The sequence below is a fragment of the Kitasatospora sp. NEAU-69 genome (assembly GCF_057158765.1).
In genome coordinates this window covers 16,192-38,891 of sequence record NZ_JBWXUE010000032.1, presented here as the reverse complement: position 1 = coordinate 38,891, position 22,700 = coordinate 16,192, and the positions used below count along the sequence as shown (strand labels likewise).

Sequence of the window (22,700 nt, the reverse complement as noted above, 5' to 3'; positions counted from 1 at the left end):
GCCCCGGCGGGGCCCCGGGCGGGGCGCCCGCACGGGGGCTGGGGCTGGGCTGGGGTTCAGGCTCAGGCGGCGGCTGGGTTCAGGCGATGCCGAGTTCGCGGTCGATGAAGTCGAGGACCTCATCGGCGCTGGCCTCCCGCAGCTGCTCGGCGGCGGTCTCCAGGGCCGGATCGTCGGGCGCGGCGGAACTGCCGTTCGCGGCGGTGCCGTTGGGAGTGTCGTCCTGGGTGCGCCAGGCGGTCAGCAGTTGGCCCAGGCGGCCGGCGATCGCCGCCCGGTCGTAGGCGTCGGCGTGCACGCCGGCCAGCCGGGCCTCCAGCCGGTCCAGCTCTTCGAGCACTGCGGGCACCGCGGCGGCCGCGGTGTCGGGGACGAGCTCCTCGAACAGGTGGCCGGCCAGGTCGCCGGGGGTCGGGTAGTCGAAGATGAGGGTGGCGGGCAGGCGCAGCTCGGTGGCCGCGTCCAGCCGGTTGCGCAGCTCGACGGCGGTCAGCGAGTCGAAGCCGATCTCGGTGAAGCCGCGCTGCGCGTCCACCGCCTGTGCGCCGGCCAGGCCCAGCACGGCGGCCGCGTGACCGCAGACCAGGTCGGTCAGCAGCCGGCGCTGCTCGGGTTCGGCGAGTGCGGCCAGGCGCCGGACCAGGTCGGCGGCCGGCTCGGGGCCGGCGGCCTGGGCGGTGCGCCGCCCGGCCGTACCGCGGACCAGGGCGCGCAGCACGGCGGGCACGCCCGCGCCGCCCCGGCCCGCGGCCGTGTCGAAGCGCACCGGGAGCAGCAGCGCCTCGGGCGTGTCGGTGGCGGCGTCGAACAGGGCCAGGCCCTGCTCGGCGGTCAGCGCCAGCATGCCGGACCGGGCGATCCGGGCCCGGTCGGCCTGCTCGAGGCCGCCGGTGATCGCGCTGGTCTGCTCCCACAGGCCCCAGGCGAGCGAGGTGGCGGGCCGCCCGTCGGCGCGGCGGTGGGCGGCGAGCGCGTCCAGGAAGCCGTTGGCCGCCGCGTAGTTGCCCTGCCCGGCACCGCCCAGGACGCCGGCCACCGAGGAGTAGAGGGCGAACAGGGCCAGGTCGGCGTCGGCCGTCAGCCGGTGCAGGTTCAGCGCGCCGGAGATCTTGGGGCGCAGCACCCGGCGGAGCTGGTCCGAGGTCAGCGAGGTGGCCAGGCCGTCCTCGATGACACCGGCGGCGTGCACGACGGCGGTCAGCGGGCGGGTCGGCGGGACCTCGGCCAGCAGGGCGCCCAGCCCGGCCCGGTCGGCGGCGTCACAGGCCGCGATCTCGACCGAGGCGGCGCCCAGGCCGGTCAGCTCCTCGCGCAGCTCGGCGGCGCCCGGGGCCTGCTCACCGGCGCGGCTGGTGAGCAGCAGGTGGCGGGCACCGTGACGGGTGACCAGATGCCGGGCCAGCAGGGCGCCGAGCGCGCCGGTGCCGCCGGTGATCAGCACCGTGCCGTGCGGGTCCAGGGCGGCGGGCAGGGTGAGCACGAGCTTGCCGATGTGCTTGGCCTGGCTCATGTACCGGTAGGCCTGCGAGGCCTGGCGGATGTCCCAGCTGCGCAGTGGGAGCGGCTGCAGCGCGCCGTTCTCGATCAGTTCGACGATCTCGGTCAGGATCCGGCCGATCCGCTCGGGTTCGGCGTCGATGAACGGCTGGTAGCTGACGCCGGGGTAGAGGACGGCGGTGCGGGCGGGGTCGCGCAGGTCGGTCTTGCCGATCTCGATCAGGCGCCCGCCGGGTGCCAGCAGGCGCAGCGAGGCGTCCACGTAGTCGCGGGCCAGCGAGTTGAGGACCACGTCCACGCCGCGGCCGCCGGTGGCGGTGCGGAATCCGGTCTCGAAGTCGAGGCTGCGGGAGCTGGCGGTGTGCGCCTCGTCGATGCCGAGGGCGCGCAGGGTGTCCCACTTGCCCTCGCTGGCGGTGCCGTAGACCTCGGCGCCGAAGTGGCGGGCGAGCTGGACGGCGGCCATGCCCACGCCACCGGCCGCGGCGTGGATCAGGACGGATTCGCCCGGTTGCAGGTGGGCCAGGTCGAACAGGGCGCAGTAGGCGGTCAGGAACGCGATCGGGACGGAGGCGGCCTTGGCGAAGGTCCAGCCCGCCGGGATCGGGACCACCGCGCGGTGGTCGGCGACCGCGATCGGGCCGAGCGAGGCGGGCACCACGCCCATCACCCGGTCGCCCGGTCGCCAGGTGCCGGCCTCGGAGCCGACTTCGAGGACCACGCCGGCGCCCTCGGTGCCCATGCCGACCTGACCGGGCACCATGCCCAGGCCCACCAGCACGTCGCGGAAGTTGAGGCCGGAGGCGCGCACCGCGATGCGGATCTCGTGCGGAGCCAGCGGGCGGGCGGCGGCCGGGTAGGGCAGCGGGGCGAGGTTGTCCAGATCGCCGGGGCCGGTGGTGTCGAGCAGCCAGGGCCCCTCGGGCGCCGGTGGCAGCAGGGTCTCGGTGGCGCCGCGGACGATCCGCGGGGTCAGGGCGGTGCCCGCGCGCAGGGCGAGCTGCGGCTCGTCGGCGGCGAGTGCGGCGCGGATCGCGGCGGGCAGCGCGGCCGCCGAGGCGGCGTCCTGGTCGAGGTCGGCGAGCAGGAACCGCCCGGGGTGTTCGGCCTGCGCGGAGCGCAGCAGGCCCAGCACGGGTGCGTGGGCCAGGTCGGTGACGTCCTCGCCGCTGCGCGCGGCGGTGGCGCCGCTGGTGAGCACGACGAGGCGGGTGGCCGCCCAGTCCGGGTTGGCCAGCCAGCCCTGGACGGTGTGCAGCATCCGGTCCACGGCCAGTTCGGCCGTGTTCGGCAGGCCCTGTGCGGCGGTCGGCGCGAGCGGGAGCAGCACCACGGCCGGGGCGGTGGGGGCCTCGGCGAGCTCGGCCACGTCGGGATAAGCGGTGTGCGGGACGGCGGCGGCCTCCAGCACCGGGCCCAGGCCGAACGGGTCGGCGCCGAGGATCGCCCAGTGTTGCTGGGTGGGCTCCGGGGTGGCGGCGCCGTCCGGCTGGGCGGCGTCGAGGGGGGACCACTGCAGGCGCAGCAGCGACCCGGCGGCGCCGTCCGCGCCGGGGGTGGTGGCGTTGGCCGGGGCGGGGCGCATCACGAGCTCGCCGACGGAGAGCACCGGCTGGCCCTGGCCGTCGGTGGCGGTGAGCTCGACCGAGTCCGGGCCGGTGACCGCCAGGCGCACCCGGAGCGCGACGGCGCCGGCGGCGTGCACGCTCACCTCGCCCCAGGAGAAGACCAGCCGGGCCTGCCCGGTGTCCTGACCCAGTCCGGTCAGGCCGGTGGCGTGCAGGGCCGCGTCGAAGAGCGCCGGGTGCAGCAGGAAGTCGGCGGCGGCGACTTGCTGGTCGGCGGGCAGCTCGACCTCGGCGTAGACCGCGCCGTCGGCGCGCCAGGCGGCCCGCAGGCCCTGGAACGCGGGGCCGTAGCCGAAGCCGGTGTCGGCCAAGCCGCCGTAGAAGTCGCCGAGGTCCACCGGCTCCGCGCCGGCCGGCGGCCAGGCGGCGGTCGGCGCGGCGGCCTGGGCGGCGGCGGGCGCAGCGGTGGCGGGCTCGGGGGCGAGCGTGCCGGTGGCGTGCAGGGTCCAGTCGGCGGCACCGTCCGGATCGAAGGCGTCGAGGGTGTCGAGGGTGTCGGTGGCGTCGTCGCGGTGGGAGTGGATCTCCACCCGGCGCAGGCCGTCCGCCTCGCGCTCCCCCACCGTGACCTGGATCCGCACCGCCGTGTCGGCGGGCAGCACGAGCGGTGCCTGGAGCATCAGTTCGGCCAGCCGCGGGCAGCCGGTCCGGTCGCCGGCCTGGATGGCGAGCTCGACGAACGCGGTGCCGGGCAGCAGCACCGTCCCGCCCACCGCGTGGTCGGCCAGCCACGGGTGGGTGGCCGACGACAGGCGCCCGGTCAGCAGCACGGCGCCGCTGGACGCCAGCCGGACGGCGGCGCCGAGCAGCGGGTGGCCGGTGGGGGTCAGCCCGAGTCCGGCCGCGTCGGGGGCGGCCGCGGGCGCGTCCAGCCAGTAGCGGGTGCGCTGGAAGGCGTAGGTGGGCAGATCGGTGCGGCGGGCGTCGGTGGCGGCGAAGAAGCGCTCGCCGTCGATCCCCGCGCCGGACAGGTGGAGCAGGCCCAGCGCCTGGACGGCCGTGACCGCCTCGGGCCGCTCGCGGCGCAGCGCCGGCGCAGCGAGTGGCGCGGCAGCGGCCGTCGCACCGCCGGGGGCGGGCGCACCGGCGGCGGGGGCGGCCAGGCAGTCCTGGGCGAGAGCGGTGAGCACGCCGTCGGGGCCCAGCTCGATCAGGGCGGTGACACCGGAGTCGGCCAGGGTCCGGACGCCGTCGGCGAAGCGGACCGTCTCGCGCACCTGCCGGGTCCAGTACCGGGCACTGCCCAGCTCCTCGGCGGTGGCGGGGCGCCCGGTCAGGTTGGAGATCACCGGGATCCGAGCGGGGTGGGCCTCGGTGGCGCCGGCCAGTTCGCCGAAGCGGTCGAGCATGGCGTCCATGTGCGCGCTGTGGAACGCGTGGCTGGTGCGCAGCCGGCGGGTCCGGCGGCCCTGGGCGGCGAAGTCGTCGGCGAGGTCGAGGACCTGCTGGGCGTCGCCGGAGAGCACGACGGCCTCCGGGCCGTTGACCGCGGCGATGTCCACCGGCACCTGGCCGGCGGCGATCGCCTCGCGGACCTCCTCCTCGGAGGCGGCGACGGCGACCATCGCGCCGCCGGCGGGCAGCGCCTGCATCAGGGTGGCCCGGGCCGCGACGAGCGCTGCCGCGTCCGGCAGCGACCAGACGCCGGCCAGGTGGGCCGCGCTCAGCTCGCCGATCGAGTGGCCCAGCAGCGCGTGCGGTCGCACACCCCAGGACTCGTAGAGGCGGAACAGGGCGACCTGCAGGGCGAACAGACCGGTCTGTGCGTAGACCGTGCGGCCCAGCAGCTCGCGGCTCTGCTCGTCGTCGGCGGCGAAGACGACCTGGGCCAGCGAGTGCGGGACGTGGCCGGCCAGGTGGGTGTCGAGCTCGGCGGCCACGGCGTCGAAGGCGTCGGCGAAGGCGGGCCAGGCGGCGTGCAGTTCGCGGCCCATGCCGGGGCGCTGGCTGCCCTGGCCGGTGAACAGGAAGGCCGCGCGGGCGCCGGCCCGGGCGCGGGCGGTGGCGACGTTCGCCGTGTTCGCCGCGTTCGCCGCGCTCGCTGCGCTCTCGCCGAGGGCGAGCGTGTCGAGTCCGGCGAGCAGTTCGGCGTGGTCGGCGCCGGTGACGACCGCGCGGACGTCCAGCGCGGCGCGGGCGGTGGCCAGCGTGTAGCCGACGTCCTGCGGGCGCAGCTCGGGGCGCTCGCGCAGGTGCGCGGCCAGGCGACCGGCCTGCGCGCGCAGCGCCTCCTCGGTGCGGGCGCCGAGCACCCAGGGCAGCGCGGGCAGGCGCAGCGGCGCGGGCCCGGCCCCAGTGACGGCGGCGTCGGGGGCGGGGGCGGCGTCGGGGGCCGGTGCCTCGGCGGGTGCTTCCTCGACGATCACGTGCGCGTTGGTGCCGCTGACGCCGAAGGAGGAGATCCCGGCCCGGCGCGGGCGCTGCGATCGCGGCCAGGCGGTGGCCTCGGTGAGCAGTTCGACCGCGCCGGCCGTCCAGTCCACGTGCGGCGTCGGCGCGTCCACGTGCAGGGTCCTGGGCAGCAGGTCGTGCCGCATCGCCTGGATCATCTTGATCACACCGGCGACGCCCGCCGCGGCGCCGGTGTGACCGAGGTTGGACTTGACCGCGCCCAGCCGCAGCGGCTGGTCCGCGGGCCGGTTCTGGCCGTAGGTGGCCAGCAGCGCCTGCGCCTCGATCGGGTCGCCCAGCGCGGTGCCGGTGCCGTGCGCCTCCACCGCGTCCACGTCTGCGGCCGACAGCCGCGCGGCGGCCAGCGCCTGGCGGATCACCCGCTCCTGCGCCAGGTCGTTGGGGGCGGTCAGACCGTTGCTGGCGCCGTCCTGGTTGACCGCGCTGCCGCGCACCGTGGCGAGCACGGTGTGACCCAGGCGCTGCGCGTCGGAGAGGCGCTCCAGCAGCAGCACGCCGGCGCCCTCGGCCCAGCCGGTGCCGTCGGCGGCGGCCGCGAAGGCCTTGCAGCGCCCGTCGGGGGCCAGCCCACGCTGGCGGCTGAACTCGACGAAGATTCCCGGGGTGGCCATCACGGTCACCCCGCCCGCCAGCGCCATCGTGCACTCGCCGGCGCGCAGTGCCTGGGCGGCGAGGTGGATGGCGACCAGCGAGGAGGAGCAGGCGGTGTCGATCGTGACGGCCGGGCCCTCCAGGCCCAGTGTGTAGGCGATCCGCCCGGAGGCGACGCTGGTCATGCTGCCGGTTCCCAGGTAGCCCTCGACCTCCTCCGGGATCCGGGTGAGCCGCTCGGCGTAGCCGGAGGAGATGGTTCCGGCGAAGACGCCGACCTGGCTGCCCTTGAGCGAGGTCGGGTCGATGCCGGCGCGTTCGAACGCCTCCCAGGAGGTCTCCAGCAGCAGCCGCTGCTGCGGGTCCATCGCCAGGGCCTCGCGCGGGGAGATGCCGAACAGCTCGGCGTCGAACTCGGCCGCGCCGTCCAGGAAGCCGCCACGGCGGGTGTAGCTGGTGCCCGAGTGGTCGGGGTCGGGGTCGTAGAGGGCGTCCAGGTCCCAGCCCCGGTCGGCGGGGAAGTCGCCGAGCGCGTCGGTGCCCTCGGCGACCAGGTGCCACAGGTCCTCGGGGCTGCGCACCCCGCCGGGGTAGCGGCAGGCCATGGCGACCACGGCGATCGGCTCGAACGCGGCGGCCTCCAGCTCACGCAGCCGCTGCCGGGTCTGACCCAGGTCGGCGGTGGCCCGCTTGAGGTACTCCAGGAGCTTTTCTTCGTTGGTCGACACGCGCGGGGCCCACTTTCACGGGGAGATCGGGGGGACGGGGACGGCCGGGTCGGATCAGGGCGTGCCGAGTTCGCGGTCGAGCAGGTCGAAGAGTTCCTCGGCTCCGGCGGCGGCCAGTGCGGCGCCGTCCAGCGCGGTGGCCGGCGTGCTGCTGCCCGCCGGTTCGCGCCACTTCCACAGCAGGGTTTCCAGTCGCCGGGCGACCGCCGCCCGGGTCTGCGGGTCCGCCGGCAGCCGGGACAGCGCGTTCTCCAGCCGGTTGAACTCGGAGGGAGCCGGGCCGGCGGGACCGGCACCCTCGGTGCCGAGTTCGGTCAGCAGGTGGGCGGCCAGGGCGGCCGGGGTCGGGTGGCTGAACACGACAGTGACCGGCAGCCGCAGGCCCAGTGCCGTACTCAGGCGCCCGCGCAGCTCGACCGCGGCCATCGAGTCCAGGCCCAGTTCGCGCAGCGGCTTGTCGGCGGCCACCTCGCCGGGCACGGCATGACCGAGCACGTCGGCGGTGTGCGCGACCACCAGGTCGCTGAGCGCCCGGTGCCGGTCCTGCTCGGGCAGTGCGGCGAGGCTGCGGCGCAGCGCGGCGGCGGCCGGCGCCTGGCCGGGGCTGTCGGTGGTGGTGGCGCTGGTGGTGGCTGCGGCGGCCAGGGCGGCAGGCCGGGCCGGGGTACGGCGCAGGACCGGGGCGGCGCTGGTGCGCGTCGGGTCGGGGTTGGTGCGCGCCGGGTCGGGGTTGGTCGGGTGGGGGGCGGTCGGGTCGGCGGCGGTGGGCTGCGGGCGGGCGGCGGCGAGTTGCTCTGGTGTGACGACGCGCAGCGCGAGCGAGCGCACCGTGAACGCCGGCTCGCCGGTGCCGGTGGCCGCGACCAGCGAGAGCGTGTCCTGGTCGTCGACCTCCAGGCGCACCCGCAGCGCGGTGGCCCCGGGAGTGTGGACGGTGACGCCGGACCAGGCGAACGGCATCCGCAGCTCGCCGGCGGTGGCGACACCTTGGGCGCCCTGGGCCGGGTCAGAGGTCTGCGGGGCGTCAGGGTATTGGAGGGTGCCAGTGCTCTGGGCCAGGTCAGAGGCCTGCTGGGTGTCAAGGTATTGGAGGCTGCCAGCACCCTGAGCCGGGTCAGAGGCCTGTGGGGTGTCAATGCTTTGACTAATGCCAGTGCCCTCGGCCGAATCAGAGGCCTGTGTGGCGTCAAGGCAGTGGAGGGGTTCAGGGCCCTGGATGTTGTCATGACCCTGGATGGCCTCAGATCCATGGATGGCGTCAGGACCTTGGATGGCGTCAGACCCCTGGAGAGTGTCAAGGCTCTGATAGTCGCCAAGGTACCGATGAGTCTCAGAGTGCTGGGGTGCTGCCACCCCGAGGGCTTGCAGGACGGCGGTGAGCAGCACCGGGTGCAGGGCGTAGCCGGTGGCGCCCTGACGCTGTTCGGCGGTGAGCGACACGTCCGCGTACAGGGTCTGGCCCAGCCGCCATACGCCACGCAGGGCCTGGCGGGCGGGATCCGGGTTCTCCGCAGCACTCGGCGCGGTCGGCGCGCTCGGCACGGTCGCCGGCCAGGAGACGGGTTCGGCGCCGAGCGGGGGCCACAGCAGCAGGTCGTCCTCGGGTTCGGCCTCCTCGGGTTGCTCCGGTGCCGGGGCAAGTAGGCCGACCGCATGGCAGGTCCAGGAGAGCGGGCTCTGCTCGTCCTCGGAGTCGGCGTCGGAGTCGGGGGCGGCGTCCGGGCAGGAGTAGACGGCGACGCGGTGGCCACCGTCCTGCTCCCCCGGTGTGACCGAGACCTGGAGCTGCACACCACCGTGCTCGGGCAGCCACAGCGGTGCCTGGAGGGTGAGCTCCTCGACGGTGCCCAGGCCGGTCAGCTGAGCGGCGTGCAGGGCGAGTTCGAGGAAGGCGGCGCCCGGCAGCAGCGCGGCCCCGGAGGCGAGGCGCTCGGCGAGCCAGGGGTGGGTGTGCAGGCCCACGCGTCCGGTGAGCACCACGGCCTCAGCGTCGGCCAGGCTCACCGCCGCGCCCAGCACCGGGTGTCCGGTGGGGATCAGGCCCAGCCCCTCGGGGTGCGCCGCGCCGCCCGGGGTGCCGGCCAGCCAGTACGTCTCGTGCTGGAAGGCGTAGCCGGGCAGTGCCACCGGACGGGCCCGGTGACCGGCGAAGACGGGCCGCCAGTCGACCGTGACGCCCTGGGTGTGGGCCTGGGCCAGGGCGGTGGTGAACCGGTCCGGGCCGCCCTCGCCGCGGCGCAGCGTGCCGAGCACCACGGCAGGGGTGTCGGTGGACTCCACCGTCTCCAGGACGGCGGTGGTCAGCACCGGGTGCGCGCTGGTCTCGATGAACGCGTCGTGGCCCTGGTCCAGGAGCACGCGGACGGTCTCCTCGAAGCGGACCTGGCGGCGCAGGTTGGTGTACCAGTACTCGGCATCCAGGGTGGTGGTGTCGAGCGCCGTGGCGGTGACGGCGGAGTAGAACGGGATCTGCGCGGCCTGCGGTCGGAGATCGGCCAGCTCGGCGAGCAGGCGGTCGCGGATCGGTTCGACCTGCGCGGAGTGCGAGGCGTAGTCCACCGGCACCCGGCGGGCCCAGATCCCCTGTTGCTCACAGGCGGCGAGGAGTTCGTCCAGGGCGCCGGTCTCGCCGGAGACGGTCACCGAGGTCGGGCCGTTGACCGCCGCGACCGCCAGGCGTTCGGCGAACGGCGCGATCAGGTCGGCGGCCTGGTCGGCCGTCAGCGCGATCGAGGCCATGCCGCCCTGACCGGCGAGCGCCAGCAGCGCCCTGCTGCGCAGCGCGACCACGCGCGCGCCGTCGTCCAGCGAGAGCGCCCCGGCCACACACGCCGCCGCGATCTCGCCCTGGGAGTGGCCCACCACCGCGGCGGGCTCCACTCCATGGGAACGCCACAGTCGCGCCAACGACACCATCACCGCCCACAACACCGGCTGCACCACATCAACACGCTGAAGCCATCCTTCCGACCCGGAGCGCAGCAGTGACGTCAACGACCAGTCCACGAACGGCGCCAGTGCCGCCTCGCACGCCGCGATCTGCTCGGCGAACACAGGTGACGCTGACAGCAGCCCGTCGGCCATCTCGGCCCACTGCGAGCCCTGTCCGGGGAAGACGAACACCGGACGGGCTCCAGCCTGTGCCGAGCCGCGAACGGCGTCGACCCCTGATCCGCCGACGGCCAACCCCTCAAGGGCGGTGAGCAACCCCTCCCGGTCGCCGGCCAGCACGACGGCGCGGTGTTCGAGTCCGGCCCGGGTCAGGGCCAGCGCATGGGCGAGGTCGGTCGGCTCGGTGGGGTCCGTGGCGGGGAGCGCCGCGAGGTGGTCGGCGAGCCGCCGGGCCTGGGCGCGTAGCGCCTTCTCGGAGCGCGCCGAGAGCAGGAAGGGCAGGACGGCACCGGACCCGGGCGTGACGGACTCGGGCGTGACGGACTCGAGGGTGACGGACCCGGGCTCGGCGAGCGCTGGCGCCGACTCGGGCGCGGGCGCGGGCGCGGGCTCGGCGGCGGACTCGGACTCGGCGACAGGGGCCTGTTCGATGATCAGGTGGGCGTTGGTGCCGCTGATCCCGAAGGCCGAGACGGCCGCGCGGCGCGGGCGCTCCAGCGCGGGCCAGGCCCGGGCCTCGGTGAGCAGCGCGACGGTGCCCGCCGACCAGTCCACGTGCGGGGTCGGCTCGTCCACGTGCAATGTGCGCGGCAGCACGCCTTCGCGCATCGCCAGCACCATCTTGATCACGCCCGCCACCCCGGCGGCGGCCGTGGTGTGGCCGATGTTGGACTTCACCGAGCCGAGGTGGAGCGGGAGTTCGGGATCACGGCCGCGCCCGTAGGTGGCGATCAGGGCCTGCGCCTCGATCGGGTCGCCGAGCGTGGTGCCGGTGCCGTGCGCCTCGACCGCGTCGATCTCGTCCGGAGTGAGGCGCGCGTCGGCGAGGGCCTGGCGGATGACGCGTTGCTGCGAGGGACCGTTGGGGGCGGTCAGGCCGTTGCTCGCGCCGTCCTGGTTCACCGCGCTGCCGCGCACCACCGCCAGCACCTGGTGGCCGTTGCGCTCGGCGTCCGAGAGCCGCTCGACGAGCAGCACGCCGACGCCCTCGGCCCAGCCGGTGCCGTCGGCGGCGGCCGCGAACGGCTTGCACCGCCCGTCCGGGGACAGGCCGCGCTGCCGGCTGAACTCGACGAAGCCCGTCGGAGTGGCCATCACCGTCACGCCGCCGGCCAGGGCCATCGAGCACTCACCGCGGCGCAGCGCCTGGGCGGCGAGGTGGATGGCGACCAGCGAGGAGGAGCAGGCCGTGTCCACGGTGAGCGCCGGGCCCTCCAGGCCGAAGGCGTAGGCGATCCGCCCGGAGATCACGCTGCTGATGCTGCCGGTGAGCGCGTAGCCCTCGACGGCGTCCGACTGCTCGTCGGCCCCGGCGCCGTAGCCGCACGCGGCGCCGCCGACGAAGACGCCCACCGGCTGTCCCTTGACCGAGGTCGGGTCGATGCCGGCGTGCTCGAAGGTCTCCCAGGAGGTCTCCAACAGCAGGCGCTGCTGCGGGTCCATGGCGAGCGCCTCGCGCGGCGAGATGCCGAAGAACGCGGCGTCGAACCCGCCCGCGCCGTCCAGGAACCCGCCCTCGCGGGCGTAGCTGGTGCCGGGGTGGTCGGGGTCGGGGTGGTAGAGCGCGTCCAGATCCCAGCCCCGGTCGGTGGGGAACGGCGAGACGGCATCGGTGCCGTCGGCGACCAGGCGCCACAGGTCCTCGGGACCGGTGACGCCGCCGGGGTAGCGGCAGGCCATGCCGACGATCGCGATCGGCTCGTCCGGCCCGGCGGTCGCGGCTGCGCCGCCTGCGGGGACGGCTGCGGCTGCGGCCTCGCCGGCCAGCTCCTCCCCCAGGTGGGCGGCCAGCGCGGCGGGGCTCGGGTAGTCGAAGACCAGCGTGCTGGGCAGCTCAAGACCACTGCGGGCGGTCAGGCGGTCGCGCAGCTCGACGGCGGTCAGCGAGTCGAAGCCGAGATCGCGGAAGGCGCGCTCGGGCGCCGGCAGGTCGCCTGGGCGGCGGCCGAGCACGCCGGCCACCTCCTCGCGGACCAGGTCGAGCATGATCCGCGCCCGTTCCTGCGGCTGCGCCTGGGCCAGGCGCCGGGCCAGTTCGGGCTCGCCCACCGCCGGCTGCCCGGCGCCGGAGCGGCCCTGCGGCTGTGCGGCCGCCAGCGCCCGGGCCTCGGGCAGGTCGGCGAGCAGCGCGCTGGGCCGCAGCGCGGTGAAACGGCGCAGGAACTGCGGCCAGTCCACGTCGGCGAGCACCGCGACCGGCTCGGGGCGGCCGACGGCGCGGGCCATCGCGGCCACCGCCGCGTGCGGGTCCATCGCGCGCAGTCCGCGCCGGGCCAGTTGTTCGCCGCCCTCGCCCTCGGCCATCCCGGCACCCGCCCAGGGGCCCCAGGCGGTGGCGGTGGCGGTCAGACCGCGGGAGCGGCGGTGGCGCGCGAGCGCGTCCAGGTAGGCGTTGCCGGCCGCGTAGGCGCCCTGGGCGCCACTGCCCCAGACGCCGGCGATCGAGGAGAAGAGCACGAAGGCGTCGAGCGGGCGGTCACCGAAGACGGCGTCCAGGTGCGCGGCGCCGAGCACCTTGCCGGTGAGGATCCGCGAGCAGGCGGCCAGGTCGGTTTCGGCGACGGTGGTGGCCTGGCCGATCCCGGCAGTGTGCACGACGGCCGTGATCGGCGGCCCGTCGGCCTCCACCTGCGCCACCAGCTGGGCGAGCGCCGCGCGGTCGGCGACATCGCAAGCGGCCACCGTGGTGCGGGCGCCGAGCGCGGCGAGCTCGGCGACGAGCTCGCCGGCGCCGTCGGCCGCGAGGCCGCGACGGGAGGTCAGCACGAGGTGTTCGGCGCCGTGCTCGGCGGCCCACCGGGCCACCTGGGCACCCAGACCGCCGGTACCGCCGGTGATCAGCACCGTGCCAGTGGGCAGCCAGGCACGGGACAGCCAGGCGCGAGGCGGGCCGGACTGCTCGGGGCCGGACTGCTCGGGCGCGACGTCCTCCGCGAGGACGGCGTGCCGCAGGCGGGGTACCCGGGGGCCGTCGGCGCGGATCGCGATCTGGTCCTCGTGGTTCTCACCCCCCGCAGCGACGGCCTCGGCGAACCGGGCCCAGAGCGCCTCGTCCGCGTCGGCGGGGACGTCCACCAGGCCGCCCCACAGCGTCGGCAGTTCCAGCGCAGCGGCCCGGCCGAAGCCCCAGACCTGCGCGGCACCGGCCGGCGGCACCGGCTCGCCGGCGACGGCCTGGGCGCCTTCGGTCACGCACCACAGACGCGCCTGGCACCCGGCATCGCCGAGCGCCTGCACCAGCGTCACGGTGGCGGCGAAGCCGGCGGTCAGCGCTGGCAGATCCGGGTGCGCGGCGGTGTCGGCGGCGAGCAGCGAGACCAGCCCGGCCACCGGAGCGGCCGCGCGGATCCGCTCGGCCAGTTCTGCGCGCTCGAGGTCGCTCTGTTCGAGGGTCAGGATCTCGACCCTCGCACCGGCTCGGGTCAGCGCATCGGCGCACCGCTGGACCCGCGTGGTGGGTTCGGCGGACTCGGCGGACTCGGCACGGTGAAGTATCAGCCAGGTGCCGGAGAGCCGGCCCGGGTGCTCGGGTGACCAGGGCTGCCAGACGGTCTCGTACTGCCAGCCGTCCAGCAGGGCCCGTTCGCGTTGGGTGCGGCGACGGGTGGCGAAGGCGGGGAGCAGCTCGGTGAGGGAGGCGCGCTGCGCCTGGTCCTCGCCAAGGTCGAGCACGCGGGCCAGTTGCTCGGCGTCGCCGCGCTCGACGGCGCCCCAGAACGCCGGGTCGCCATCGCCGCCGACGCCGAACGTCTGCTCGGCTCCGGCCGGGGCGGATGCTTCGAGCCAGAAGCGGCGGCGCTGGAAGGCGTACGGCGGCAGCTCGGTGAGCCGTGCGCCGGTCGCGGTGAAGAAGACGGGCCAGTGCACCCGGGCGCCGGCGAGCTGGAGCGCGCCGAGTGCGCCGATGACGGTGGCCGGCTCGGAGCGCTCGGGGCGCAGCAGGGCCGCCGTGGTGACGTCGGCCGGAGCCGGCAGACTGTCGCGGGCCATCGCGGTGAGCGTGCCGTCGGGGCCCAGTTCGAGGACGCCGGTGACCTGCTCCGCCATGAGTGCGGCGACGCCGTCGGCGAAGCGGACGGGTTCGCGGACCTGGCGGATCCAGTAGTCGGGAGTGGTGAGTTCGCCGGGGGCGGCGAGGGTGCCGGTGAGATTGGAGACGAGCGGGATCACGGGTTCGGCGAACGCCACACCGTCCAGCACGGAGCGGAACTCGGCGAGCATCGAGTCCATCCGAGCCGAGTGGAAGGCGTGGCTGACCGTGAGACGGCGGGTCTTGCGGCCCAACGCCTTGAAGTGGTCGGCCACTTCGAGCACCGGCGTTTCGTCGCCGGAGAGCACCACGGAGTCCGGGCCGTTGATGGCCGCGATCTCCGCTCCCTCAACCAGTGCGGCGAGGACTTCGGCCTCGGTGGCCTGCAGGGCCACCATCGCGCCACCGGTGGGCAATTGCTGCATGAGCCGACCGCGTGCGGCCACCACCGTGACCGCATCCGGCAGCGACCACAGCCCCGCGACATGCGCGGCAGCCAGCTCGCCGATCGAGTGGCCGAGCAGGAAGTCCGCCCGCACACCGAACGATTCGAGCAGCCGGAACAGCGCCACTTCGAGCGCGAACAGGGCCGCCTGGGTGAACACTGTCTCGCCCAGCAGGCTCTCGGTGGTGTCGTCGAACATCACCTCGCGCAGCGGCCGTTCCAACAGCGGATCGAAGAGCGCGCAGATCTCCTCCAGCGCCTCGGCGAACACCGGGAAGCGCTCGGACAACTCCCGGCCCATACCGACCCGCTGACTGCCCTGACCGGTGAACAGGAACGCGATCCGACCCTCCGGCCGGGCCGTCCCGGCCACCACACCCGGCGCGCCCTCGCCGGCCGCGAGCGCGTCCAGGCCCTCCAGCAGCGTGCTGCGGTCGCCGGCCTGCAGGACGGCGCGCTCGGGCAGCGTGGCTCGGGCGCTCGCCAGGGTATAGGCGGCGTCGGGCAGCGCGAGGCCGGGGGCGGCGCGCAGGAACGCGGCAAGGCCACGGGCCTGGGCCCGCAGCGCCTCGGCGGTGTGGCCGGAGAGCACCCAGGGCAGCGCGCCGTCGATCTCGCCGACCGTGTCGCCGGCCGGGTCACCGGCGGTCTCGTTGCCGGTCTCGCCGGTGCTCGGCAAGGCCTGGTCGGGCTGCGGCGACAGCGGGTCGGGCCAACTCTCCAGCAGGACGTGCGCGTTGGTGCCGCTGATCCCGAACGAGGAGACCGCCGCCCGCCGTGGACGCCCCGCCTCGGGCCAGGGCCTGGCCTCGGTCAGCAGCTCCACCTCGCCGGCCGACCAGTCGACGTGCGGGGTCGGTTCGTCCACGTGCAGCGTGCGGGGCAACACGCCTTCGCGCATCGCCTGCACCATCTTGATCACGCCCGCCACCCCGGCGGCGGCCTGCGCGTGGCCGATGTTGGACTTCACCGAGCCGAGGTAGAGCGGGAGTTCCGGGTCGCGGCCGCGCCCGTAGGTGGCGATCAGCGCCTGCGCCTCGATCGGGTCGCCGAGTGCGGTGCCGGTGCCGTGCGCCTCGACGGCGTCCACGTCCTGCGGGTTCAGGCCCGCGTTCGCGAGTGCCTGGCGGATCACCCGTTGCTGGGAGGGGCCGTTGGGGGCGGTCAGGCCGTTGCTCGCGCCGTCCTGGTTCACCGCGCTGCCGCGCACGGTGGCCAGCACGTGGTGGCCGTTGCGGCGGGCGTCGCTGAGGCGTTCCAGGACCAGCACGCCGATCCCCTCGCCGGGTCCGAACCCGTCGCCGCCCGCCGCGAAGGCCTTGCAGCGCCCGTCCGCCGCCAGGCCGCGCTGGCGGCTGAACTCGATGAAGAGGCCGGGTTCGGACATCACGGTCACGCCGCCGGCCAGCGCCATCGAGCACTCGCCGGCCCGCAGCGCCTGGGCGGCCAGGTGCAGCGCGACCAGGGAGGAGGAGCAGGCGGTGTCCACGGTGACCGCCGGGCCCTCGAAGCCGAAGGTGTAGGCGACCCGGCCGGAGCCGACGCTCGGGGTGTTGCCGGTGCCCAGATAGCCTTCGAGCTCTTCCGGTGCCCGGTCCACCCGGGCGGCGTACCCCTGGGCGACCAGTCCGGTGAAGACACCGATCGCCCGGCCGCCGAGCGAGTCCGGCGCGATCCCGGCGTGCTCGAGGGCCTCCCAGGAGGTCTCCAGCAGCAGGCGCTGCTGCGGGTCCATGGCGAGCGCCTCACGGGGGTTGATCCCGAAGAGCTCGGCGTCGAAGCGGTCGGCGTCGTGCAGGAAGCCGCCGAAGCGGGTGTAGCTGGTGCCCGGGTGGTCGGGGTCGGGGTGGTAGAGCTCCGCCAGGTCCCAGCCGCGGTTGGCCGGCAGCTCCGAGATGGCGTCGGTGCCGTCGGCGACCAGGCGCCACAGGTCGTCGGCGGAGCGGACGCCGCCGGGGAACCGGCAGGCCATGCCGACGATCGCGATCGGCTCCTGCGCGCCCGGCGCGCCAGGCGCGCCGCCCGCGACCGGCTGGGCCGGAGCGGCTGCTCCCGGCTCGGCGCCGAGCAACTCGGCACCCGCTTCGGCGCCCAACTCGGTGCCCAGCCAGCGGGCCAGCACCGCGGGGGTCGGGTAGTCGAAGACCAGGGTCACCGGCAGCCGCAGACCGGTGTCCGCGGCCAGGCGGTTGCGCAGTTCGACGGCGGTGAGCGAGTCGAAGCCGAGGTCCTTGAAGCCGCGCTCGCTCACCACGGCCGTCGCATCGCCGTGGCCGAGCACGGCGGCGACGTGGGTGCGGACCAACTCCAGCAGCGCCCGGTCGCGTTCGGCCGGGCCGAGAGCCGCCAGGCGCCGTTGCCAGGCCGAGCCGTCGAGCTCGCGCCCGTCGGCCGCCGCGCGCCGGGCCGGGCCGCGCACCAGGCCGCTGAGCAGCGCGGGCAGCGTGCCGGTGACGGCCAGGGCGCGCAGCGCGGCGAGGTCCAGGCGCAGCGGGACGAGCAACGGCTGCGCGCTGGAGCGGCCTGCGTCGAACAGTCGCAGGCCCAGGTCGGAGGAGAACGGCAGCAGGCCGCCGCGGGCCATCCGGGCCAGGTCCTCCCGGCCGAGGTGGCCGGTCATCCCGGTCGCCTCCCCCCAGAGCCCCCAGGCGAGGGAGGTGGCGGGCAGGCCCTCGGCGTGGCGGTGCTGCGCCAGGGCGTCCAGGAAGGCGTTCGCGGCCGCGTAGTTGGCCTGCCCCGGTCCGCCGAACAGGCCGGCGACGGAGGAGAAGAGGACGAATGCGGCGAGATCCTGGCCCTGGGTGAGCTCGTGCAGGTTGACTGCACCGTCGATCTTGGCGCGCAGCACCAGGTCGAGCTGGTCCGGGGTCATCGACTCGACCAGACCGTCGGCCAGGACGCCGGTGGCGTGCACGACGGCCGTCAGCGGGGTATCGGCCGGAATGTGGGCGAGGACGGCAGCCAGGGCCTCGCGGTCGGCCGCGTCACACGCCTCGACCAGCACGCTGGCGCCGAGTTCGGACAGTTCGGCCACCAGCTCCTGCGCGCCCGGAGCGTCCGGGCCGCGACGGCTGAGCAGCACCAGACTGCGCACACCGTGCTCGGCCACCAGGTGACGGGCGACCAGGGCGCCGAGCGTGCCGGTGCCGCCGGTGATCAACACCGTGCCGTCGGGGTCGAGCGGGGTCGGCATCCGCAGCACGATCTTGCCGGTGTGCCGGGCCTGCGACATGAAGCGGAACGCCTCCGGCGCCCGCCGAACGTCCCACGCACGCACCGGAATCGGCGACAGCGCACCGGTGGCGAACAGCGGCATCAGGTCGGCGAACAGCCGGGCGATGCCGTCCGCGCCGGCCGCCTCCACCAGATCGAAGGCCTGGTACGAGACCCCCGGGTGATCCTGGGCGACGCGCTGCGGATCGCGCGGGTCGGTCTTGCCCATCTCAACGAACCGCCCACCAGGGGCGAGCAGCCGCAGCGAGGCGTCGATGAACTCGCCCGCAAGGGAGTTGAGGACCACGTCCACGCCACGGCCATCGGTGGCCGTACGGATCTTCTGCTCGAAGTCCAGGGTGCGGGAGGAGGCAATGTGCGCCTCGTCCAAGCCGAGCCCGCGCAAGGTCTCCCACTTGCCCTCGCTCGCGGTCGCGAAGACCTCCGCGCCCAGGTGACGGGCCAGTTGGACGGCGGCCATGCCGACGCCGCCCGCACCCGCGTGGATCAGCACCCGCTCACCCGGCCGCAGCCCGGCGAGCTCCACCAGGCCGAAGGAGGCGGTCAGGAAGACGACTGGCACCGAGGCACCCTGCTCGAAGGACCAGTGTGCAGGCAGCTTCGCAAGGGAACGCACGTCGGCGACGGCTTGCGGGCCGAAGGCCGGGAACATCCCGAACACCGCGTCGCCGACCGCGAAGTCGTCGGTGCTGAGGCCGACTTCGGTGACGACGCCGGCGCCCTCACCACCCATCGACGCCGCACCCGGGTACATGCCGAGCGCGATCAGCACGTCACGGAAGTTCAGGCCCGCCGCACGAACCGCGATGCGGACCTGACCGGCGGCCAGCTCCTGCTCGGCCTCCGGGCTGGGAACCAGCGCCAGGTTCTCCAGCGTGCCGGTCGGCTCGCAGGTCAGCTGCCAGCCGCGCTGCGACGGTGCCACCAGCGGCCCGCCCCGGCCCTGGCGTGCCAGCCGGGGCACCAGCATCTCGCCTCGGCGTAGGGCCAGTTGCGGCTCACCGCCGGCCAGCGCAGAGGCCAGTGCGGCGACCGACTCAGGGGTGTCGTCGGTGTCGATCAGGACGAAGCGGCCGGGGTGCTCGCTCTGTGCCGAGCGCACCAGACCCCAGACGGGCGCATGCGCCAGGTCGGACACCGGATCGCCCGTCGCCGCTGCCACCGCGCCGTGGGTGACCACGGCCAGCCGGGACGTCGCGGTCTCCTGCTGCCCGAGCCACTGCTGGATCCGGGCCAGTACGGCGGCGGTTGCGGCGTTCGCGGCGGAAGCCGTGGTTGCGGTTGCGGCCGGGGGCGGGCAGTCGAGCACGGTGACGGTGTCGGCGCTCAGGTGTCCGGGCAGCGCGGCGGGCAGCCAGTCCACCCGGAGGAGACTGTCGCTCGCCTCGTCGTGCAGCTGGGTGAACTGGTCGGCTGTGACCGGGCGCAGCGTGAGACCGCGCGCGGAGAACACCGGCCGACCGGCGCCGTCGGCGGCCTCGACGGACACGGTGTCGCCCTCGACGAGGGACAGGCGCACCCGCAGCGAGGCGGCGCCGGAGGCGTGCAGCCGCACGCCGTTCCAGGCGAACGGGAGGCGAACGGCGCTACCACCAGTGCCGCCAGCACCCAGCACCGTCAGGGCTGCGGCTTGCAGCGCGGCGTCGAGCAGCGCCGGGTGCAGGCCGAAGCGGCCGGCGTTGTCGCGCTGTTCGGCGGGCAGCGCCACCTCGGCGCAGACGTCCTCGCCGAGGCGCCAGGCCGCGCGCAGGCCCCGGAAGGACGGGCCGTACTGGTAACCGGTCTCGGCCAGGTCCGCGTAGAAGCGATCCAGCTCGACGGGCTGCGCGCCGGCCGGCGGCCAGGGCGCCGCGCCGTCGGAGTCGGCGCCGACCGCCGGGGCGGGAGTGGAGGTGGGCGTGGGCTGTTCCGGGAGGAGCAGGCCGCTGGCGTTGCGGGACCACTCCTGTTCGGCGGTGGCGTCGTCGGTCCGCGAGAAGACGGCGACCGTGCGGCTGCCGTCCGCGCCGGGTGCCTGGACGACCACCTGCACCTGCACGCCGCCGGATTCGGGCAGCACCAGCGGCGCCTCCAGCACCAGTTCCTCGACGCGCCCACAGCCCACGCCGTCGCCGGCGCGGATCGCCAGCTCGACGAACGCCGTCCCCGGCAGCAGCACCGTGCCGGCCACCGCGTGGTCGCGCAGCCAGGGGTGTGAGGAGAGCGAGAGCCGCCCGGTGAGCAGGAACCCCTGGCCGTCGGCCAGGGACACCGAGGCGCCGAGCAGCGGGTGGCCCTCGCCGGTCAGCCCGAGCCCGGTCGCGTCCTCGGCGCCCCCGGCGGACACGTCGCGCAACCAGTAGCGGCGGCGCTGGAACGCGTAGGTCGGCAGGTCGATGCGCCGCCCGTCCGGCAGGCCGAAGTCGACGGCCAGGCCGTTGACGTACGCGTCGGCGAGCGCTGTCAGCAGGCGCTCCGGACCGCCTTCACCACGGCGCAGCGTGCCTAGCACGATGGCCTGAGGAGCGGTGGACTCGATCGCGGTGGTCAGGACGGGGTGGGCGCTGGTCTCGATGAACGCGTCATGGCCGTCGTCGAGGAGCAGGCGGACGGTCTCCTCGAAGCGCACGGTCTGCCGCAGGTTGGTGTACCAGTACTCGGCGTCGAGCGTGGCGGTGTCGAGCAGCGTGGCGGTGACGGCGGAGTAGAACGGGATCTGCGCGGACACCGGCTGGAGATCGGCGAGTTCGGCGAGCAGCCGGTCGCGGATCGGCTCGACCTGTGCGGAGTGCGAGGCGTAGTCCACCGGCACCCGACGCGCCCAGATGTCGCGCTGCTCGCAGAGTGCCAACAACTCGTCGAGCGCCGTCGGCTCGCCCGCCACCGTGACGGAGGCCGGGCCGTTCACCGCCGCCACCGACAGGCGCTCGCCGAACGGGGCTATCAGGGCAGTGACTTGATCGAACGGCAGCGACACCGAGGCCATGCCTCCGGTGCCGGCCAGCGCCAGGATCGCCCGGCTGCGCAGCGCCACCACCTTCGCGCCGTCCTCCAGCGAGAGCGCACCGGCCACGCAGGCGGCGGCGATCTCACCCTGGGAGTGGCCCACCACCGCGGCGGGCTCCACGCCGTGGGAGCGCCAGAGCGCGGCGAGCGAAACCATCACCGCCCAGAGCGCGGGCTGCACCACATCGACCCGGGCCAGCCACTCCTCCGACTCCGAACGCAGCACCGAGGTCAGCGACCAGTCCACGAACGGCGCCAGGGCCGCCTCACACGCAGCGATCTGCTCCGCGAACACCGGGGAGGAGTCAAGAAGCTCAGCCGCCATCCCCAGCCACTGCGAACCCTGCCCCGGGAAGACGAACACCACCCGGCCGGCCGACGAGGCCACACCCTGCACGAACTCCCCCGCCGCCAGCGCGGCCACCAGCTCCGCACGATCCGAAGCCAGCACCACCCCCCGCTGCTCCATCGCCGCACGCGAGGACGCCAACGAGAACGCAAGGTCGGCCAGAGCGACGTCCGGGTGCTCGCTCAGGAAGTCGGCCAGGCGGACGGCCTGTGCGTGCAAGGCGGCGGGCGACTTCGCCGACAGCGCGAACGGCAGCACCGCACCGGAGACGGGGGCGGCGGGAGTCTGCTCCTCGTCCGGGGCCTCTTCGATGATGACGTGCGCGTTGGTGCCGCTGATGCCGAACGAGGAGACCGCCGCCCGGCGCGGGCGGTCCGCCTGCGGCCAGGCCATGGCCTCGGTCAGCAGCTCCACCGCGCCCGCCGACCAGTCGATCTTGGTGGAGCGCTGTTCGGCGTGCAGGGTCCTGGGCAGCACCCCGGCGCGCAGGGCCAGCACCGTCTTGATCACACCCGCCACCCCGGCCGCGGCGCCGGTGTGGCCGATGTTCGACTTCACCGAGCCCAGGCGCAGCGGCCGGTCGGTGGGCCGGCCCTGGCCGTAGGTGGCGAGCAGGGCCTGCGCCTCGATCGGGTCGCCGAGCGCGGTGCCGGTGCCGTGCGCCTCCACCGCGTCCACGTCCTGCGGCGCCAGGCCGGCGTTCGCCAGGGCCATCCGGATGACGCGCTGTTGCGAGGGGCCGTTGGGGGCGGTCAGGCCGTTGCTCGCGCCGTCCTGGTTCACCGCGCTGCCGCGCACCACCGCGAGCACCCGGTGCCCGTTGCGCCGCGCGTCCGAGAGGCGCTCGACGAGCAGCACGCCGGCGCCCTCGGAGAGGCCCATGCCGTCGGCGGACTCGGCGAAGGCCTTGCAGCGCCCGTCCACGGCCAGGCCGTGCTGGGCGCTGAAGCCGAGGAACTGTCCCGGGGAGGAGAGGATCGTCACGCCGCCGACCAGGGCCAGCGAGCACTCGCCGCTGCGCAGTGCCTGGGTGGCCAGGTCCAGGGCGACCAGCGAGGAGGAGCAGGCGGTGTCGACGGTGACCGCGGGGCCTTCGAGGCCGTAGAGGTAGGACAGGCGGCCGGAGAGCACGGCCGCGGCCGTTCCGGTGGTCAGGTGCCCCAGGTACTCGTCGGGCACCCGGCCGGCCGACCAGGCGTAGTCCAGGTTGTTCATGCCGATGAAGACGCCGGCCTGGGCACCGCGCAGGGCCGCCGGATCGATGCCGGCGCTCTCGAATGCCTCCCAGGAGGTCTCCAGCAGCAGGCGCTGCTGCGGGTCCATGGCGAGGGCCTCGCGCGGCGAGAGGCCGAAGAAGTCCGCGTCGAAGTCGGCGGCGTCGCGCACGAAGCCGCCTGCGGTGGTGTAGACGGTGCCCGGGTGATCGGGGTCGGGGTGGTGGAGGCGCTCCAGGTCCCAGCCGCGGTCCTGCGGCAGCGGGCCGATCGCGTCCTCGCCGCGTTCGAGCAGGCGCCACAGGTCCTGCGGGGAGGCGACGTCGCCGGGGTAGCGGCAGGCCATGGCGACGATCGCGATCGGCTCGGCGGCGGCGGCCTCGAAGGCGTCGATCCGCTGCTGTGCCTCGTGCAGTTCGGCCGTGGCCCACTTCAGATACTCGCGAAGGGTCTCTTCATTGGCCACAGCAGTCCTC

At 75.2% G+C, this 22,700-nt stretch carries 1 protein-coding gene and 1 pseudogene; both read right to left on the bottom strand.

From position 1 onward, the window contains the following. Positions 1–79 precede the first annotated feature (79 nt). Positions 80–6,814, bottom strand: a pseudogene (locus AC060L_RS29565) (type I polyketide synthase); the annotation flags it as partial. Positions 6,815–6,910: 96 nt separating this feature from the next. Continuing rightward, positions 6,911–22,690: a type I polyketide synthase gene (locus tag AC060L_RS29560; RefSeq protein WP_483802013.1), complete on the bottom strand. Its 15,780-nt coding sequence runs from the start codon at positions 22,688–22,690 to the stop codon at positions 6,911–6,913. Positions 22,691–22,700: the final 10 nt, after the last annotated feature.